Below are 15,811 nucleotides of genomic sequence, written 5' to 3'. Positions count from 1 at the left end.
CTGAGATCAGGTAGGCGGCGATCTTGGTGCGGGCAATCGGCACGCCGGCGATGTAGGCCGCCTCCTCGTTGCCGCCGACGGCGAGCAGATATTCGCCGAAGGGCGTCTTCTTCAAAACGACCCAGGCGACGACAGCCACGCAGGCGACGATGACGACCGCCAGAGGCAGTCCGAACAGCGAACCGTTGAAGACGGCGCGAAAGCCTGGGGGCAGGCCGAGGACCGGATTGCCGCCGGTGTAGATCAGCGCCAGTGCCCGATAGGTGCTGAGCGTTCCCAACGTGACGATGAAGGGCTGCAGCCCAACATGGGCGACGAGCACGCCGTTGACGAGGCCGCAGGCAAGACCAATGGCGAAGCCGGCGGCGATGGCCAGCGGAAACGGCACGCCGGCGACCATCATAGAGGCCGAGATGACGGCCGAGAGTGCTGCCGTCGGCCCGACCGACAGGTCGATGCCGCCGGAGATGATGACCAGCGTCATGCCCAGCGCCAGACAGGCATTGATGCTCGACTGCTGCAGGATGTTGATCAGGTTGCGCTCGGCGAAAAAGCCGGGCACCAGCGCGCCGAACACGGCCAGGATCACGACAAGCCCGATCAGCGTGCCGGCGTCGCGCATGGAAACACCGCGCAGGAATTCGGCCTGGGACCGCACCAGAGTGGCATCCGACATATCCGTCACCTACTGCCTTGCCGGCTGTGCGGCCGGCGTTTGCGTTTGCGGGATGGCGTGCGCCGCGATCGCCTGTTCTGAGAGATTTGCCCTATCGAGTTCGGCGGCGATGGTGCCGTCGCGCATGACCAACACGCGGTCGGCAAGCCGGATCACCTCGGGCAGTTCGGAGGAGACGACGACCACCGCATGGCCCTCGGCGGCGAGTTCCTCGATCAGATGATAGATCTCCGCCTTGGCGCCGACATCGATGCCGCGCGTCGGCTCGTCGAACAAGAGGATGCGTGTTCCCGCCGCCAGCCAGCGGCCGATGATCGCCTTCTGCTGGTTGCCGCCGCTGAACAGGCGGATCGGCCGGTCGAGCAGGAATGGGCGCAGATTGACGCGGCTCATCTTCTCGGCCGCCACCTGTTTCAACCTGGCGTGATCGATGAGGCCGCGCGGCGCGAACACGGCCATCGAGGCCAGCGCCATATTGCTGGTGATCGAGCGCAGCGGCACGATGCCTTCGCGTTTGCGCTCCTCCGGCACCAGTCCGACGCCGGCGGCAATCGCGTCACGCGGGCTGAAGAACCGTGCCGCCTTGCCGTCGATTGCAATCGTCCCGGCCGTGGCGCGATCGGCGCCGGCCAAGAGCCGCAGCAGTTCAGTGCGGCCGGAACCGACCAGGCCGGCAATGCCCAGCACCTCGCCGCGATGCAGATCGAACGACACGTTGCGCACCTTCGTCGCCGAGGAGAGGCCACGCGCGCTCAGCATGACCTTGTTCGTGGCATGGGAATTATGCTGCTCCTGCGCCAGTTCGCGGCCGACCATCATCGCCACGACCGCTTTCTCCGACAGGTCGTTCAGATCGACGGAATCGACGACGACGCCATCGCGCATGATGGTGGCGCGCCGGCAGATGCCGAACACCTCGTCCAGCTTGTGCGAGACATAGACGACGGCGACGCCGTCGCGGGCGAGGCCGGTGATGACTTGCGCCAGCCGTTCGAATTCGCTCGGCGTCAGGCTCGATGTCGGCTCGTCCATGGCAACGATGCGGGCGCGATCGAGCAGCGCGCGGGCGATCTCGACAATCTGCCGCTGCGCCACCTTCAGGGTACCGAGGGGTGCAGCCGGATCGATGGAGGGATCGATGGCCGCAAGAGCCTCCGCAGCACGGCGCTCCTGTTCGCGCCGGGCGACGAAGATGGCGCCGCGCGTCAGCGGATGGCCTAGGAACATGTTCTGGGCGACGCTAAGGCGTGGTACCTGCTGCAATTCCTGATGGATCATGGCGACGCCCGCAGCGCGTGCGGCGACCGGGTTGGCGAGTGTAACCGGCTTGCCGTCGATGAGGACGCTTCCCGCTGTCGGCGTGTGGACGCCAGACAGGATGCGCAGCAGCGTCGACTTGCCGGCGCCATTTTCGCCGAGCAGGCCGTGGATTTCACCGGCACCTACCGAGAACGACACGCCGTCAAGCGCCCGCACGGCCGGAAACAGCTTGGAAATGCCCTGGAATTGCAGCCGGGGTGACATTGGGTTCTATCTCCGGGCAACGGTGCCGGCGGGAGCGAATTGCTCTGGCCGGCACTCGCCGATTGGCCTTACTGGCCCGCAGCCGCGTCCTCGAGCAGTGCCTTGCGCGCGCCGGCGCCGGAATAGCGGTCGGCATTGTCCTTGGTGATCAGTGCCTGGGGCGTGGCGACGACGCGGGGCAGCTTCTGTCCCGCGACGAGACGCAGAGCAGTTTCCAACGCCACTTCGCCGGTCAGCACCGGGAAACTGTCGACCGTGCCGGTCAGTTCGCCGGCCCGTATGGAGGCATAGGCGTCGGAAATGCCGTCGGTGCCGAAGACCGCAACCTTGTCCTGCAGGCCGGCGGCCTTGACTGCCTCGACGATGCCGAGCGCCATGCCGTCATTGTTGGCATAAAAGCCGATCAGGTCGGGGTGCTGCTGCAGGATGTTGGTGGCCGCATCATAGGAGGTCTGGCGGTCCCAGTTGCCGGGAACGCTGGCGACGACCTCGAACTTGCCTGCCTCGGTGATGGTCGACTTGAAGCCGTCGGTGCGCTGCACGGCGGCATAGACGCCAGCCTGGCCTTCGACGATGGCGACCTTGCCGCCATCCGGACGGTTCTTGATGAACCATTTGGCGACGCGCACGCCATTGTCGCGCTGGACATTGCCGACATAATGTTCGGCCTGCGGGATCACGGCGTCATTGACGTTGACCACCGGCACGTTGGCGGCCTTGGCTTGCTCCATGATCGGCTGCAGATTGGCATCCGTCTGCGGCGAGACGAGCAGCACGTTGTAGCCCTGCGTCACCAGGCCTTCGGCGATGGTGAGCTGGCCGAGCTGGTCGCCCTCGCTTTGCGCTGCCTGATAGACGACGGGAACGCCGACCTTGGCGCCGAATGCCGTGTAGCCCTCGCCCAGCGAGCGCCAGTATTCATTGGTCAGCGTCTTGGAGACGGCGCCTGCCTTGGTGCCTTCGGGCAGCTTGGGGAACGCGCCGAATTTGGCCTCGACCTGCGACCAGTCGATGCGGTCCTTTTCCGTGTCGGAATTGAGCGGCGCGAGGTCGGCCGAAAAGGCAGAGCCGATCGACAGCGCCATCAGTGCGGCGGTAGCCGTGGCAAGCAGAAGTTTCATTGTATTCCTCCCTTGTTGAAAACGATAATGGTGCGCATGCCTCAGCTATCCGGCCCGAGCATGATTTCCTGGATGATGGCCTGCGACGTCACCGCATCCTGGCTGTCCATGGCGGCGGACAGGCGATTGTCCTGCCCCAGCCGGTCGACGACGCGCAGCATGCGCTTGACGGTGGCGATGTTGACTTCGCACTCGCGCACCGGATCGAGCCCGGTCATGTCGGGGAACGTGTCGAAATAGATGGCGCCGGCGTAACCGTCGCGGCGAATCTGCCTGAGCAACTCGATGGTCTGCAGCGTGTGCACCGCGCCGACCATCAGGCCGTCGTCGCGCTTGGCGTAGCCGTCGTTCAGATGCACGCCGAGCAGCTTGCTGTGGCGCGCCACCAGGGCCGCGGCAAAGGCCGGCTGTTCGTCGGCATAGAGCACATGGGCGAAATCGAGGGTGACGCCCAGATTGGGCAGGCCGACATCGCGGATCGCCAGCAAGGTCGTCGCCGCATCCGGCATCAGGCTGTAGGAGCGTGGTTCGTTCGGTTTGTACTCAAGGCTGATCTGACAGTCGGGATCATGCGCGGCTACTTCACGAATCCCATCGATTTCGTGTTGCCAAAGCGTCACATAGTCGGCCTGGAAGGCGTAGTCGAAGCCATCCTGGCCGAGCCACAGCGTCATCAGGCTGGCGCCGGCCTCACGCACGGCATCGATGCCGGCTTTGGTCAGGTCGATGGCCTCGCGGCGCACCGCCGGATCCGGATTGGTGAATGCGCCGAGCTTGAAGGCGGGGTTGGAGTAGTAGCGCATGGCAAAGCCATTGATGGAAAGCCCGAGATCGCCGAGTTTGAGGGCGATTTCCGCAGGCTTTTCACTGACATGGTCGGGAAAGTTGAGGTCGAGATCGGTAAGCCCGCCGACCTTGGCGGCGCGCGCCGCCATCTGCAGCAGCGACGGCTTGCCGGTAAGATCAGGCCATTCGGCCTGCGGCCGCGAGGCAAAGGAATTCAGGCGCGTGGCGAAACGAGTGGCTGTCATGGTCGATCCTTCAATCGTCATGACTTCACATAAATACAAATATTTGTAAAGTTATTGTTTTGAGGGGCGGGCGGTGAGCTGTGTCGACGGCCGGGGCTGAGCCGCGCGAAGGCGCAGGTTTCCCAGCGGCGTCGCCGGACAATCCGTCAGAACGGTGGGATCACTGACCGAGAGCGTGCGACGAAGCCGTCGAGTTCGAGGTGCTCCATGTGCGAGATCGCCCGGCAGGACGCGCCGTCGCGGCTAGTGCACCGGCGAAAAAGAGCCCAACGATTGACCGGCCAAAGGCACCGTCACACGACCGCGCAGGGAGATGCAGATCGCCGCTGCCTGGCGCTCGATCAGCGTCAGCACATCACATCGTTCACGCAATGATGTCGGGAATGATCTTGTCTTCCAGCGCCATCAGCCGGTCCTTGAGGAACAGCTTCTTCTTCTTCATGCGCTGGATCTGCAGCGGATCGCAGGCCATGGCGATCATCGCGTTGATGGCTGCATCGAAATCGGCGTGTTCCTGCTTCAGGCGGGAAAATTCGAGGCGAATATCGGCCTGTTCCTGATCGGACATTCTCTACCGTCTGCACGTCTGCGGCGCCCAAAGCTGGGCCTGATTGGGCGGGGCCGGGTGTTTTGTCACCGGCGTGCAGCCCATATCACATTTCACAGTGTCGTGGAATGCTACCACGGATCATTCGACATCGCCCGCGGAAGGTGACACACTGTCACCGTGCCGTCACAGAAGCGAACCTGCGGTGGACGCGCCGTGACGGTTGCAATCGAGGAAAACCATGAAAGGGAGAACCAATCATGTCTCTTGCATCCCATCTTGATGAGTTGCAGCGGAAACACGGCGACATCGAACGTGAAATCGATGACGCGATGAATCATCCATCGGTCGACGACCTCGAAATCGTGAATCTTAAGCGACGCAAGCTGGCACTCAAGGACGAGATTGAAAAACTAAGAGGAAAACCGACCACGCATTGATGCCCTCCTGACATAGCCGCGCGGTATCCGCGGCCTCTTTTCCCGGCGGCTCCCCGCCGCCGGCGTGGAGAGGTTTGATTTCCCAGCACGGTCTGTCAGCCGAAGCTGGACTTGCACCCGGCTTAATATCCGCTTCGGCCGTCGCCCGTTTCGCCAGATCATCGATTGTTTTTGGTCGTTGGCGACGTGCCGATTCGGGCCAGTGGCGACCTGTCGCCATTGACAAGCCATCTTTGCTCCTCCACCTCATGCCCGGACCTCAGCGCATCGGCCCGGGGCGTCGTTGTGCGCCCATGCAGGACACAAGATGCTCCAGAGACAAAAGGCTGCCGGCATGACCGGATATTTTTCCTCTCCTTTCCCCCGCCGCACCTCGGTCGGCGTCGATGTCGGCGGCGTGGTCGTCGGCGGCGGCGCGCCCGTTGTCGTCCAATCGATGACCAACCCCGACACGGCCGATATCGACCAGACCGTCGCGCAGGTCGCAGCACTGCACCGGGCCGGCTCCGAGATCGTGCGCATCACCGTCGATCGCGACGAGAGTGCCGCCGCCGTACCGCGCATTCATGAGCGGCTTCAGCGGCTTGGCATCAACGTGCCGCTGGTCGGCGATTTCCACTATATCGGCCACAAGCTCTTGGCCGATCACCCGGCCTGCGCCGAGGCGCTGGCCAAATATCGGATCAACCCCGGCAATGTCGGCTTCAAGGACAAGAAGGACCGGCAGTTCGCCGACATCGTCGAGATGGCGATCAGGCATGACAAGCCGGTGCGCATCGGTGTCAACTGGGGCTCGCTCGACCAGGAGCTTTTGACCCGGCTGATGGACGACAACCAGGACAAGGGTTTTCCGCTGACGGCGCAAGAGGTGATGCGCGAGGCGATCGTGCAGTCGGCCATTCTCTCGGCCGAGATGGCGGAAGAGATCGGCCTTGGCCGCGAGAAAATCATCCTGTCGGCCAAGGTCAGCGGCGTGCAGGACCTGATTGCCGTCTATGCCGAGCTCGCCACCCGCTCCAACCATGCACTGCATCTCGGCCTGACTGAAGCCGGCATGGGCTCGAAAGGCATCGTCGCTTCGTCGGCCGCCATGGGCATCCTGCTGCAGCAAGGCATCGGCGACACCATCCGCATCTCGCTGACGCCGGAGCCGAATGGCGACCGCACGCGCGAGGTGCAGGTTTCGCAGGAATTGCTGCAGACGATGGGGTTCAGGCAGTTCGTGCCGATCGTCGCCGCGTGTCCCGGCTGCGGCCGCACGACCTCGACCGTGTTCCAGGAGCTCGCTCAGAACATCCAGGCAGATCTCAGGAAGAACATGCCGGTGTGGCGCGACAAATATCCCGGCGTCGAGAACCTCAAGGTCGCGGTGATGGGTTGCATCGTCAACGGCCCGGGCGAGTCCAAGCATGCCGATATCGGCATTTCGCTGCCCGGCACCGGCGAGACGCCGACGGCGCCTGTCTTCGTCGACGGCAAGAAGGCGGCGACGCTGCGCGGACCGTCGATCGCGGCGGATTTCGAGAAAATGGTCGCCGACTATATCGAACAGCGGTTCGGTCGCGGCGGCAAGGCCGCGGCAGAGTAGGTCAAATGCAGCGTTTCCTGTGGGCGACGCTGGTCCTGCTGTGTGGGCTAGTCTGGTCGACACTGGCTCAGGCCGATCCGCCGCAATCCGCCAAGCAACGGCTTATCGACAAGGTCTGCAACCTGATCCAGGCGCATGCCGACCAGAATGGTTTGCCCAGGGATTTCTTCGCCCGGCTGATCTGGAAGGAGAGCCGTTTCGATCCCAACGCCGTCAGTCCCGTCGGCGCCGAAGGCATTGCCCAGTTCATGCCGGGAACCGCCAAGATGCGCGGGCTTGCCAATTCCTTCGACATCAATCAGGCGATCCCGGCTTCGGCGAAATATCTCGCCGAAATGAAAACCGGCTACGGCAATCTCGGCCTGGCGGCCGCCGCCTACAATGCCGGCGAGAGCCGGGTGTCGCGCTGGCTCAGTTCCGGCGGTTTCCTGCCGATGGAAACCGAAAGCTATGTCTTCGACATCATGGGCGAACCAGCCGACAAGTTCACCGACCGAGCCTATGCCGGAAGGGTCGAACCGCTCGACGCTAAGGCGGATTTTGCCGTCGCTTGCCGAAAACTGCCGGTGATCATGTCGCGGACCGTGGCGATGGCCTCGATCAACGTAAAGCCGTGGGGCATCCAGGTGGCCGGCAATTTCCGCCGCAGTGCCGCGATCAACCAGTGGCTCAGGATAAGGAGCCGGTTCCCGGCCCTGCTCAACGGGCACGATCCAGTGGTCAGCCGGGTGCGCACGCCGATCGGCCGGCGGGGTATCTATGCGGTCAGGATCGGTGTCGACCACCGCGCCGATGCAAACGTCATCTGCCAGAAATTGCAAAGCATCGGTGGGGCATGCGTGGTGGTGCGCAACCGGTGATTTGACCCCTGCCGGCAGGGTATTTTGTCTGAGAGAGGCATTTAGAAAGCGACAGCCGTGACGTCGCATCCACCAAGGATTTCAGCTATGGCGGCGGTCATCTTACCAGGAGCGACAGCCCCTGCCTTTGACAAGCCGCGTGGGCACAACATGTTCGATGGATACATTATCTGCGGCACACCGAGGACCGGAAGCACGCTGCTGTGCAAGCTCCTGGCGTCCACCAAGACCGCCGGCGATCCACATTCGTTTTATCGGCGCCAGGACGTGGTGGAGTGGGCCGAAGAGTGGAAGCTGCTCGATCGCGCCGCGATGAGCGAGCGCGAATTCGATGCCGCTTACCTCAATGCTACGATCGCCGCTGGCAAGGGTGGGACCGGCCTCTTCGGTCTCCGCTTGATGCGCGAAAATCTGGATGAGCTTTCGGCGATCCTCGGCCGGATTTTCCCAAAACTGTCATCCGACAGAGCACGGTTCGAAAGAGCATTCGGCAATGTTCTCTACATACACCTCTCGCGGGAGGACAAGCTTGCGCAGGCTGTCTCCCTGATCAAGGCAGAGCAGACCGGTCTTTGGCATATCGCTCCCGACGGCACCGAGATCGAAAGGGTCGCACCGCCGAAAGAGCCCCAATATGATTTCGAGCGGATCAGGCGTGAGGTCGAGGTACTCGAGACCTATGATGCGGCATGGAACATTTGGTTCGCTGAGCAAGGCATAACCCCGCTTCGGGTTGGCTACGAGCGCCTTTCGAGCAATCCGGCGGCGACGTTGCTAGGCATCTGTGAAGTCTTGGATGTCCAAGCACCAGACGCCGAAGATGTAAGGCCCGGCGTCGCAAAGCTCTCCGACGACACCAGCCTCGACTGGATGCGCCGCTATCGCCTCGACGCAGCCGCCTGATGCATCGATGGAGGCAGGCTAGGCCGTCTTGGCCACCACGGTCTCGCTGAGCCAGGTGCCGATCTTGGTGCCCAGTCGGTCGGGCGAAACGGGCTTCGGCAGATAGTCGTCCATGCCCGATTCGATGCACTTGTCGCGATCGCCCTTCAGCGCATGCGCGGTGACGCCGATGATCGGAATGTGGGTGCCCGTCGAGGTCTCCATGGCCCGGATCGCGCGGGTCGCTTCGTAGCCATTCATCTCCGGCATCGAGACGTCCATCAGGATCAGCTTGGGGCGCAGCGCCCGGTACATCTCGACCGCCGTGCGGCCGTTGCCGGCGATGCGGTAGCTCAAGCCCAAGCCATTGAGGATCTGGCCGAAGACCAGCTGGTTCACGTCGTTGTCCTCGGCAATCAGGATGTCGATCGGTCCGTTCGGCGTGGTTGTCGATTCCGGTGCTGCCGCGACTGGCAGCGCCGGGCCGCGGATGACGGTAAAGGCAGGCGGCGCTGCCGGGGGAGCCTGGACGATCGGTTCGCGGACAAACTGCGCCTTGCCGACCTGCGAACGGGCCTTCTGCACGACCGAAATAACGGTGCCGAGCAGGACCGCAGAGCGCGCCGGCTTCGTCAAATGCGCGGCAATGCCGAAGTCGATGATCATCTTGCCGAAATCGACCTGGTCGACCGAGGTCAGCAACACCACCGGGATGGAGGACAGCCGGCTGTCGGAAGCAATTGCCCTGGCGACGTCGGCGCCGTTCATGCCGGGCATCTGGTAGTCGAGGATGATGCAGTCGACGGCGGCGCCCAACTGAAAGGCGCGATCGAGGAAGGCCAGGCCGACGGCGCCGCTTTCGGCGGCGGCACAGTCGAAGCTCCAGCTTCTGAGCTGCTCGAGCAGGATTTCGCGGTTGACCGGATTGTCATCGATGACCAGCACGCGCGCGCCGGTGACGTCGACCGGCACGATCTCGTCGCGCGCCGCGGCCTGATGCGCGGGCAGCGGCACCGCGAACCAGAACACCGAGCCGCGGCCGATCTCGCTCTCGACGCCGATCTTGCCTGCCATCAGGTCGACGAGGCGTGCTGCGATGGCCAAGCCCAGCCCCGTGCCCTCGTGACGGCGGGTGGACGAGCCGTCGACCTGCGCGAATTTTTCGAACACGTTCTGCAGTTTCTCGGCCGGTATGCCGATGCCGGTGTCCTCGACGCGGATCTTGAGCTGGACCACGTCGTTGACGATCTCGCCGCCGACGTCGATCAGCACGTGACCCTTCTCGGTGAACTTCACTGCGTTGCCGAGCAGGTTGGTGATGATCTGCCGGAACCGGCCGGCGTCGCCGACGACATGGGCCGGCAGGCGCGGATCGACGCGCACGATCAGTTCGAGGTTCTTTTCGGCGACGCGCGCCGAGACCAGCGTCGCCACGTCCTCGACCGCCTCGGAAAGGCGGAAGGGAGCAGGGTCGAGGGTGAGCTGGCCAGCATTGATCTTGGAGAAGTCGAGGATGTCGTTGATGATGGTGAGCAGCGCGTTGCCGGACTTCACGATAACGTCGGTGAAGGTCTTTTGGCGTGGGGTCAGATCGGTCTTGGCCAGCAGTTCGGCCATACCGAGCACACCGTTCATCGGCGTGCGGATCTCGTGGCTCATATTGGCCAGGAATTCCGATTTGGCGCGGTCGGCGGCCTCGGCCTTGAACAGGGATTCGGCGGATTCGGCAAAGGCGCGGCGGATCGCCACTTCCATCGGGCGGAAGATCCAGAAGGCGACGATGGCAAGGGCCGCGAACAGGATGCCGCTGGCCCACAACAACAGCCTGTCGCTGGAGGCATCGGCCAGATGGCGCTCATCATCCATGGCGGTGCGGACGCGAACCAGCATGGGTTGGGCGAACAGGTCATTCTGGTTGCGGATTTCGCGATAGCTCCACTCGTCGACCTTCTGCGCCACCGACATCAGGTTGAAATTGCGCACCATGTCGCGCGGCGACCAGAACAGATCGCCGTTAACTGAAGCGGATTGGAGTTCGTCGACGGTTTTGATCGACAGCCGCGGCTTGATCGCCGCAAGCTGGGCGGTCAGCGTCTCGATCTCGCCGGTCAGGCGCTCCGAATGGCCGCGCGCCGATGTGGTCAGGGCATCGCGTGTCTCCGCCCGCCAGGCGGTGCCGGTCGTCTCGGCAAAGCTGGTCGCGTTGCGCAGGTCTCGGGTGAAGATGACGAGATTGCTGCTCAGCGCATCGATGTCGCGGCGAAAGGAATTGACGCGATCAAGCGCAATCACGATGCCGGCGGAAGCCAGCGCGAAGATCAGCAACCCTGAAATATAGCGGATCCGGACCGACCGGATGAAGGACGAATATTCAGGCATGCGCAACCCCAACACATACGCACCATTTTAATGGCCGGGATTACGCTTCATTTACATTAAAATTTCGTTCGTTCGGGCAGGCGAGCCGTGCGAGCCGCCGGATGGACAGCGCGCCTAGGCCGCGTCCACGACGAGGGCGCGGATGCGGCCACTCACCGGGCCTTCCCCGAACCGTTTCCCAAGGGCATTCGCCACGTATCGCGTCACCTCCTCCAGCGAGCCACCGCGCGCCTCGATCTCGACCCGCAGGGGCGTGCCCTGGCAATAGGCCGTGGCCGCCTCATATGGCGAGGAAGCGGCGCTGACGGCATCCAGCGGCTCTATGGTAATGTTACGGAAGCCGGCGGCATGCAGGTCGGCGCGGATGACGTCCGCATCGTGATAGCCATGCGGTGTCCTTGCCATGAAGCGAGGCGGATCGGCCGGGAAAAAATGGCCGAGCGCCCGCGTCACCTCATCGGCAAACTCGTTCTCTTCGATGGCACCCCAGACGTTGAACAGGAAGTGTCCGCCCAGCCGCATCACGCGCCGAACTTGCCCGTAGGCGCCCACCCGATCGGGGAAGAACATCGCGCCAAACTGGCAGGCCACGGCGTCGAACTGTGCGTCCTCGAAGGGCAGCGCCTGAGCATCGGCCTGCTGCCAGGTGATGCGAGGATCGTCCACCATCCGCGTGCGTGCGTGGTCGAGCATGGGCTGGTTGAGGTCGGTGACCACGATGCGCGCTTGCGCCGGCAGCTTTGCTGCGAGCGCACGTGTCACCACACCGGTGCCCGCCGCCACTTCGAGCACCGATTGCGGCCCGAGCTTCGACACCCGCTCCGCCAGATCCCGCGCATATGGCTCGAAGATCAGCGGCACCATCGCCCGGTCGTAGATCTCGGGAATGGAACCGCTGAACAGCTTGTCGGTGGTCGACATGGCATCCTCCAACTCTTATCCGCACCGCGTGCTTGCCGTGCGGATGTCAATCCTCTGCCTCGGCAGGCTTCCGCTCAAGTTCTATTTCAGAACCGGCCGGCGGGGACGTGCGTGCAATCAGCTCGATGTTCCGGCTGGCACCAACCTTAGCTGTTACGCGCCGCCACGAATGTCGCCGCTTCTTTCAGCAACTGGGCATCGTCGCCATAGGGCTCAAGCAGCGCATGCGCCTGTTGGACGAGGCCGTGCAGCTGGCCGCGTGCCCAATTTGCACCATGCAAGGCCACCAGCGTCGCCTTGCCGGCGGCGGCGTCCTTGCCGGTCGCCTTGCCCATCTGGCTGGCGTCGGCGGTCAAATCGAGCAGGTCGTCGGCAAGCTGGAAGGCAAGACCGATCGCCGAGCCGAATTCGGCCAGCCGCTCGCGGTCATCGGCCGGGGCGCCGGCGATGAGGGCGCCTGCCTCGCAGGCGAAGCGGATCAGCGCGCCGGTCTTCATCGCCTGCAGCCGGATGATGCCGGCCTCGTCCGGCGGCGTCTGTTCGGCTTCGAGATCGAGCTTCTGGCCGCCGACCATGCCGCCTGCTCCGGCGGCGCGGGCAAGCGCCAGCACCAGGGCTGCCCGCCGCTCCGCCGGCAGCGCGGTCGACTCGCCGGCAATGATGTCGAAGGCCAGCGTCAGCAGGGCGTCGCCGGCCAGGATCGCGGTCGCCTCGTCGAAGGCCTTGTGCACGGTCGGCTGGCCGCGACGCAGGTCGTCGTCGTCCATGGCGGGCAGATCGTCGTGGATCAGCGAATAGCAATGCACGCATTCAAGTGCGGCGGCGACACGCAGTGCCGCCTCGCCGTCGGTGGAAAAAAGGGCGGCACTTTCCATGACCAGGAAGGGCCGCAGGCGCTTGCCGCCGTTCAGCACGCCATGGCGCATCGCCGCCATCAGCCGGTCCGGCCGGGCGATCTCGCCCGAAAGCGCGCGGTCGTCGAGCAGTCGCCGCAGCAGCACCTCGACGGCGGCTGCCCGCCTGATCAGCGCCATTTCGAACGCCATTTGGTCGTCATTCGTCATGGCCGGGACCGGTAGCCGACACTCAGACGTTGCGCAAGAAGGCAAGCGCCATTATGCCGGAGCAGTATGAGCCCGTTCGGAAACTCTACTCCTGCGGTCATCTGAGGGCGTTTTCTGCGCTTCCGGTGCTTGCGTACTCTAATGTACGCTCCGCTCCGGTTCTCGAAAACACCGTCACATGACTCACAGGAGCGCGTTTCAAAACGAGCTCTCTGGCACGGGTTGGGCGGCTTGGCGGAACCGATCGTCGATCATGAAACCGAAAAGCTGGACATGGCGACGAGATCGCGGGGCGTAAACCGCCGTGGTCTCAAGCGCTGGGTCCGGCGCGGCATCGTCGTGGCCGCGGTGCTGGCCTTGATTCCGGTCGTGCTGACATTTCTGTACCTGCCGTTCTTCGTGCATCCTGTCTCGACGCTGATGCTGAAGGACCTGGCGACCTTCTCCGGTTACGACCGCCGCTGGGTGTCGATCGATGACGTGTCGCCGGTGCTGGCCAATTCCGTCATCATGTCGGAGGACGGGCAGTTCTGCTTTCATCGTGGCGTCGATCTCGGCGAGCTGAGAGGCGTCGTCGACGATGCGCTGGCCGGCGAAGCGACGCGCGGCGCCTCGACCATCACCATGCAGACGGTCAAGAACCTGTATCTCTGGTCGCGGCCGCTGGGCTCGGTGCGCAAGGTGGTCGAATTGCCGCTGGCCGTCTATTTCGATGCGGTGATGTCGAAACGGCGCATCATGGAAATCTATCTCAACATCGCCGAGTGGGGGCCGGGCATCTACGGCATCGAGGCCGCGGCACAGCACCATTTCGGCGTCTCGGCAAAACAGCTGTCGCGACGGCAGGCCGCCCTGCTTGCGGTCTCTTTGCCAAATCCGATCGCCCGCAATCCGGCCAAGCCCGGGCCTGGCCTGAGGCGGCTTGCCAATCTGATCGAGCGGCGAGCCGGCCGCTCGGGGGCCTATGTCGGTTGTCTCCGCTAGCCGATCCAAAAAAATTCGCGCCAGTGCTGGCCAAAACGGCACAGGGCGTGTATAGGCACCCGACTTTCTCAGATTTAGGCCCCGACATGGCCCTTTCACGAGGGCGGGCGGGGCTTTTGACCATGTAGTGGAGCATATCCATGGCCGTTCCGAAACGTAAAACCTCTCCGTCCAAGCGCGGCATGCGCCGCTCGGCCGACGCCCTCAAGGCCCCGACCTATGTCGAGGACAAGAATTCCGGCGAAATGCGCCGTCCGCACCATATCGACCTGAAGACCGGCATGTATCGCGGTCGCCAGGTGTTGACGCCCAAGGAAAGCTGAGACCAGCCTTCCAAAGGTTTGAATTCCAAAAGGACCGGCCAGTGGCCGGTCCTTTTGCGTTTGGGGGGCGGGGTAGCGCGCATCTCGACGCGTGGGCGGCAATCGTTGCAGGCAACCGGCTGACATTGTTGTTGCGTGCGGTCTTCGACCGTGTTCAACGCTGCCATCGAAACATCTTGACGGCGTGCCTGTGGCGCATTCTACAAAGGATTGCCCCCACATGGAGACGCCAGATGTTCGGTGCCATTCCGCTGCTGATCGTGCCTTTCGTGCTCTACAATCTCGGACTGCTGGGAATATTCGGCAGCGGTGACGATCCGTGGGCAAGCGAGGTCTTCTCATTCAGCATGATGTCGGGTGGCGTGTTCTCGATGACGCTTGGCGATCTGATGGTGCTGATTGGGCTGATCTTCCTGTTCCTCGAAATGGCGAAGTCGGTGCGCACCACCAACGCCTCGATCATGGACCATCTTCTGTCGACGCTGGTCTTCGTGGCCTTCCTGGTCGAATTCCTGCTGGTGAAGGGTGCGGCCCATTCCGTCTTCTTCACGCTGATGGTCATCGCGCTGTTCGACGTGCTGGCCGGATTCGCGGTGTCGATGCGGTCGGCCAGCCGGGACATCAATTTGAATTAGGTCCCCCGGCGCGGAAGGCGGAAGTTTGACGGGCACTTGCGCTGACAGTTGGCGCAAACGCCCCTAACGTCGTCATCCCAGGGCGTAGCAAGGAGCGTAGCGACGGGCGCAGACCCCAGGGTCCAAGCCGCGACACGTGAGCGTTTCAGCGGTCCAGAATTCTGCTCCGCTGCACTCTACGGCGGATGTTACGGAATGGATCCTCGGGTCTGCGCGACGGAGCCTCGCTCCTGCTCCGCCCGTGGATGACGAAGTTCCCGACCTCACCCCGGATCGGCGGTGAAACCGGCGGCCTCGATGCCGGCGATTGCCGCGGCTTCGTCATTGTCCGACGTGTCGCCTGAAATGCCGACGGCGCCGATGATGGCACCGGCCTTGTCGCGGATCAGCACGCCGCCGACGACCGGCAGCACGCGCCCGCCCGAGACGTCCGAGATGCCGGCGACGAGATGCGGGCGCTCCTTGGCGAAGGCCTCGACTTTGCGCGAGCCCATGCCGATGGCGAGCGCACCATAGGCCTTGCCGGCCGACATTTGCCGACGCAGGAACGAGGCGCCGTCCTGGCGCTGGAAGGCGACCAGATGCCCGCCGGCGTCGAGCACCGAGACGCCGAGCGGCTTGAGCTTGAGATCGGAGCCCTTGGCAAAGGCGGTTTCGATGATTTGCCTGGCTTTTTCGAGCGGCAGTGCGGTCATGGCGGTCTCCTGTTTGAAACGCGTCGATCATCGACCGTCGGCGGGTGAGATAACAGCCCGGTTCCGGTTGAAATTGCTTCGCGTGAAAAGGCGGGATGGAAAACAGCCTTCGCCGGGTCTTCCGGATAAACGTTTCCGCTT

16 protein-coding genes are annotated in these 15,811 nt (G+C 63.6%); 7 read left to right on the top strand and 9 right to left on the bottom strand.

All coding sequences use genetic code 11. From position 1 onward, the window contains the following. The 5 genes from EOA22_RS07470 to EOA22_RS07450 all read right to left on the bottom strand — a co-directional run. A partial coding sequence (locus EOA22_RS07470; RefSeq protein ID WP_164755305.1) for an ABC transporter permease occupies window positions 1–676 on the bottom strand: 676 nt, incomplete at its 3' end. Between the two features lie 9 nt (window positions 677–685). After that, window positions 686–2,200 (bottom strand): sugar ABC transporter ATP-binding protein, encoded by a 1,515-nt coding sequence (locus EOA22_RS07465; RefSeq protein ID WP_027162481.1) that lies wholly within the window; start codon window positions 2,198–2,200, stop codon window positions 686–688. A gap of 68 nt (window positions 2,201–2,268) precedes the next feature. Further along, window positions 2,269–3,321 (bottom strand): substrate-binding domain-containing protein, encoded by a 1,053-nt coding sequence (locus EOA22_RS07460; RefSeq protein ID WP_024502965.1) that lies wholly within the window; start codon window positions 3,319–3,321, stop codon window positions 2,269–2,271. Between the two features lie 41 nt (window positions 3,322–3,362). Further along, complete coding sequence (locus EOA22_RS07455; RefSeq protein ID WP_063170351.1) at window positions 3,363–4,352, bottom strand: TIM barrel protein; 990 nt, start codon at window positions 4,350–4,352, stop codon at window positions 3,363–3,365. Window positions 4,353–4,716: 364 nt separating this feature from the next. Next, window positions 4,717–4,920, bottom strand: coding sequence for a DUF465 domain-containing protein (locus tag EOA22_RS07450; protein ID WP_013529216.1), 204 nt, complete (start codon window positions 4,918–4,920; stop codon window positions 4,717–4,719). Window positions 4,921–5,159: 239 nt separating this feature from the next. Here EOA22_RS07450 and EOA22_RS07445 point away from each other — a divergent pair, with 239 nt between their 5' ends. From EOA22_RS07445 to EOA22_RS07430, 4 genes are all read left to right on the top strand, one after another. After that, on the top strand, window positions 5,160–5,339 hold the full coding sequence (locus EOA22_RS07445; protein ID WP_013529217.1) for a YdcH family protein: 180 nt from the start codon (window positions 5,160–5,162) through the stop codon (window positions 5,337–5,339). 334 nt (window positions 5,340–5,673) lie between these two features. Then, entirely contained in the window at window positions 5,674–6,927 is a 1,254-nt protein-coding gene (gene ispG, locus EOA22_RS07440) for a flavodoxin-dependent (E)-4-hydroxy-3-methylbut-2-enyl-diphosphate synthase (protein WP_164755307.1), read from the top strand. Window positions 6,928–6,932: 5 nt separating this feature from the next. After that, window positions 6,933–7,787, top strand: a complete 855-nt coding sequence (locus EOA22_RS07435) for a lytic transglycosylase domain-containing protein (RefSeq protein WP_063169169.1) — start codon at window positions 6,933–6,935, stop codon at window positions 7,785–7,787. A gap of 87 nt (window positions 7,788–7,874) precedes the next feature. Beyond that, window positions 7,875–8,690, top strand: a complete 816-nt coding sequence (locus EOA22_RS07430; RefSeq protein WP_082826558.1) for a Stf0 family sulfotransferase — start codon at window positions 7,875–7,877, stop codon at window positions 8,688–8,690. Between the two features lie 18 nt (window positions 8,691–8,708). On the opposite strand, the gene EOA22_RS07425 is transcribed toward EOA22_RS07430, so the two are convergent. The 3 genes from EOA22_RS07425 to EOA22_RS07415 form a co-directional block, all read right to left on the bottom strand. After that, window positions 8,709–11,048 (bottom strand): response regulator, encoded by a 2,340-nt coding sequence (locus EOA22_RS07425; RefSeq protein WP_013529222.1) that lies wholly within the window; start codon window positions 11,046–11,048, stop codon window positions 8,709–8,711. 114 nt (window positions 11,049–11,162) lie between these two features. Next, complete coding sequence (locus tag EOA22_RS07420; RefSeq protein WP_063169167.1) at window positions 11,163–11,969, bottom strand: methyltransferase domain-containing protein; 807 nt, start codon at window positions 11,967–11,969, stop codon at window positions 11,163–11,165. A 146-nt stretch (window positions 11,970–12,115) separates the two neighbouring features. Then, on the bottom strand, window positions 12,116–13,033 hold the full coding sequence (locus EOA22_RS07415) for a polyprenyl synthetase family protein (protein ID WP_063169166.1): 918 nt from the start codon (window positions 13,031–13,033) through the stop codon (window positions 12,116–12,118). A 222-nt stretch (window positions 13,034–13,255) separates the two neighbouring features. Here EOA22_RS07415 and EOA22_RS07410 point away from each other — a divergent pair, with 222 nt between their 5' ends. From EOA22_RS07410 to EOA22_RS07400, 3 genes are all read left to right on the top strand, one after another. After that, window positions 13,256–14,017 (top strand): transglycosylase domain-containing protein, encoded by a 762-nt coding sequence (locus tag EOA22_RS07410; RefSeq protein ID WP_013529225.1) that lies wholly within the window; start codon window positions 13,256–13,258, stop codon window positions 14,015–14,017. A 140-nt stretch (window positions 14,018–14,157) separates the two neighbouring features. Then, the gene (rpmF, locus tag EOA22_RS07405) at window positions 14,158–14,340 is read left to right on the top strand and encodes a 50S ribosomal protein L32 (protein ID WP_008834724.1); all 183 of its coding nucleotides are present in this window, start codon (window positions 14,158–14,160) and stop codon (window positions 14,338–14,340) included. Between the two features lie 233 nt (window positions 14,341–14,573). Then, window positions 14,574–14,975 (top strand): hypothetical protein, encoded by a 402-nt coding sequence (locus tag EOA22_RS07400; protein ID WP_013529226.1) that lies wholly within the window; start codon window positions 14,574–14,576, stop codon window positions 14,973–14,975. A gap of 263 nt (window positions 14,976–15,238) precedes the next feature. Here EOA22_RS07400 and EOA22_RS07395 read toward each other — a convergent pair whose 3' ends face one another. Next, window positions 15,239–15,670, bottom strand: a complete 432-nt coding sequence (locus tag EOA22_RS07395; RefSeq protein ID WP_063169165.1) for a heme-binding protein — start codon at window positions 15,668–15,670, stop codon at window positions 15,239–15,241. Window positions 15,671–15,811: the final 141 nt, after the last annotated feature.

Source organism: Mesorhizobium sp. M7A.F.Ca.US.014.04.1.1 (assembly GCF_003998745.1).
In the GTDB taxonomy this organism is placed as follows: domain Bacteria; phylum Pseudomonadota; class Alphaproteobacteria; order Rhizobiales; family Rhizobiaceae; genus Mesorhizobium; species Mesorhizobium ciceri.
Note: the sequence above shows the minus strand (reverse complement) of the source record. Positions and strands in the feature narration are given on the sequence as shown.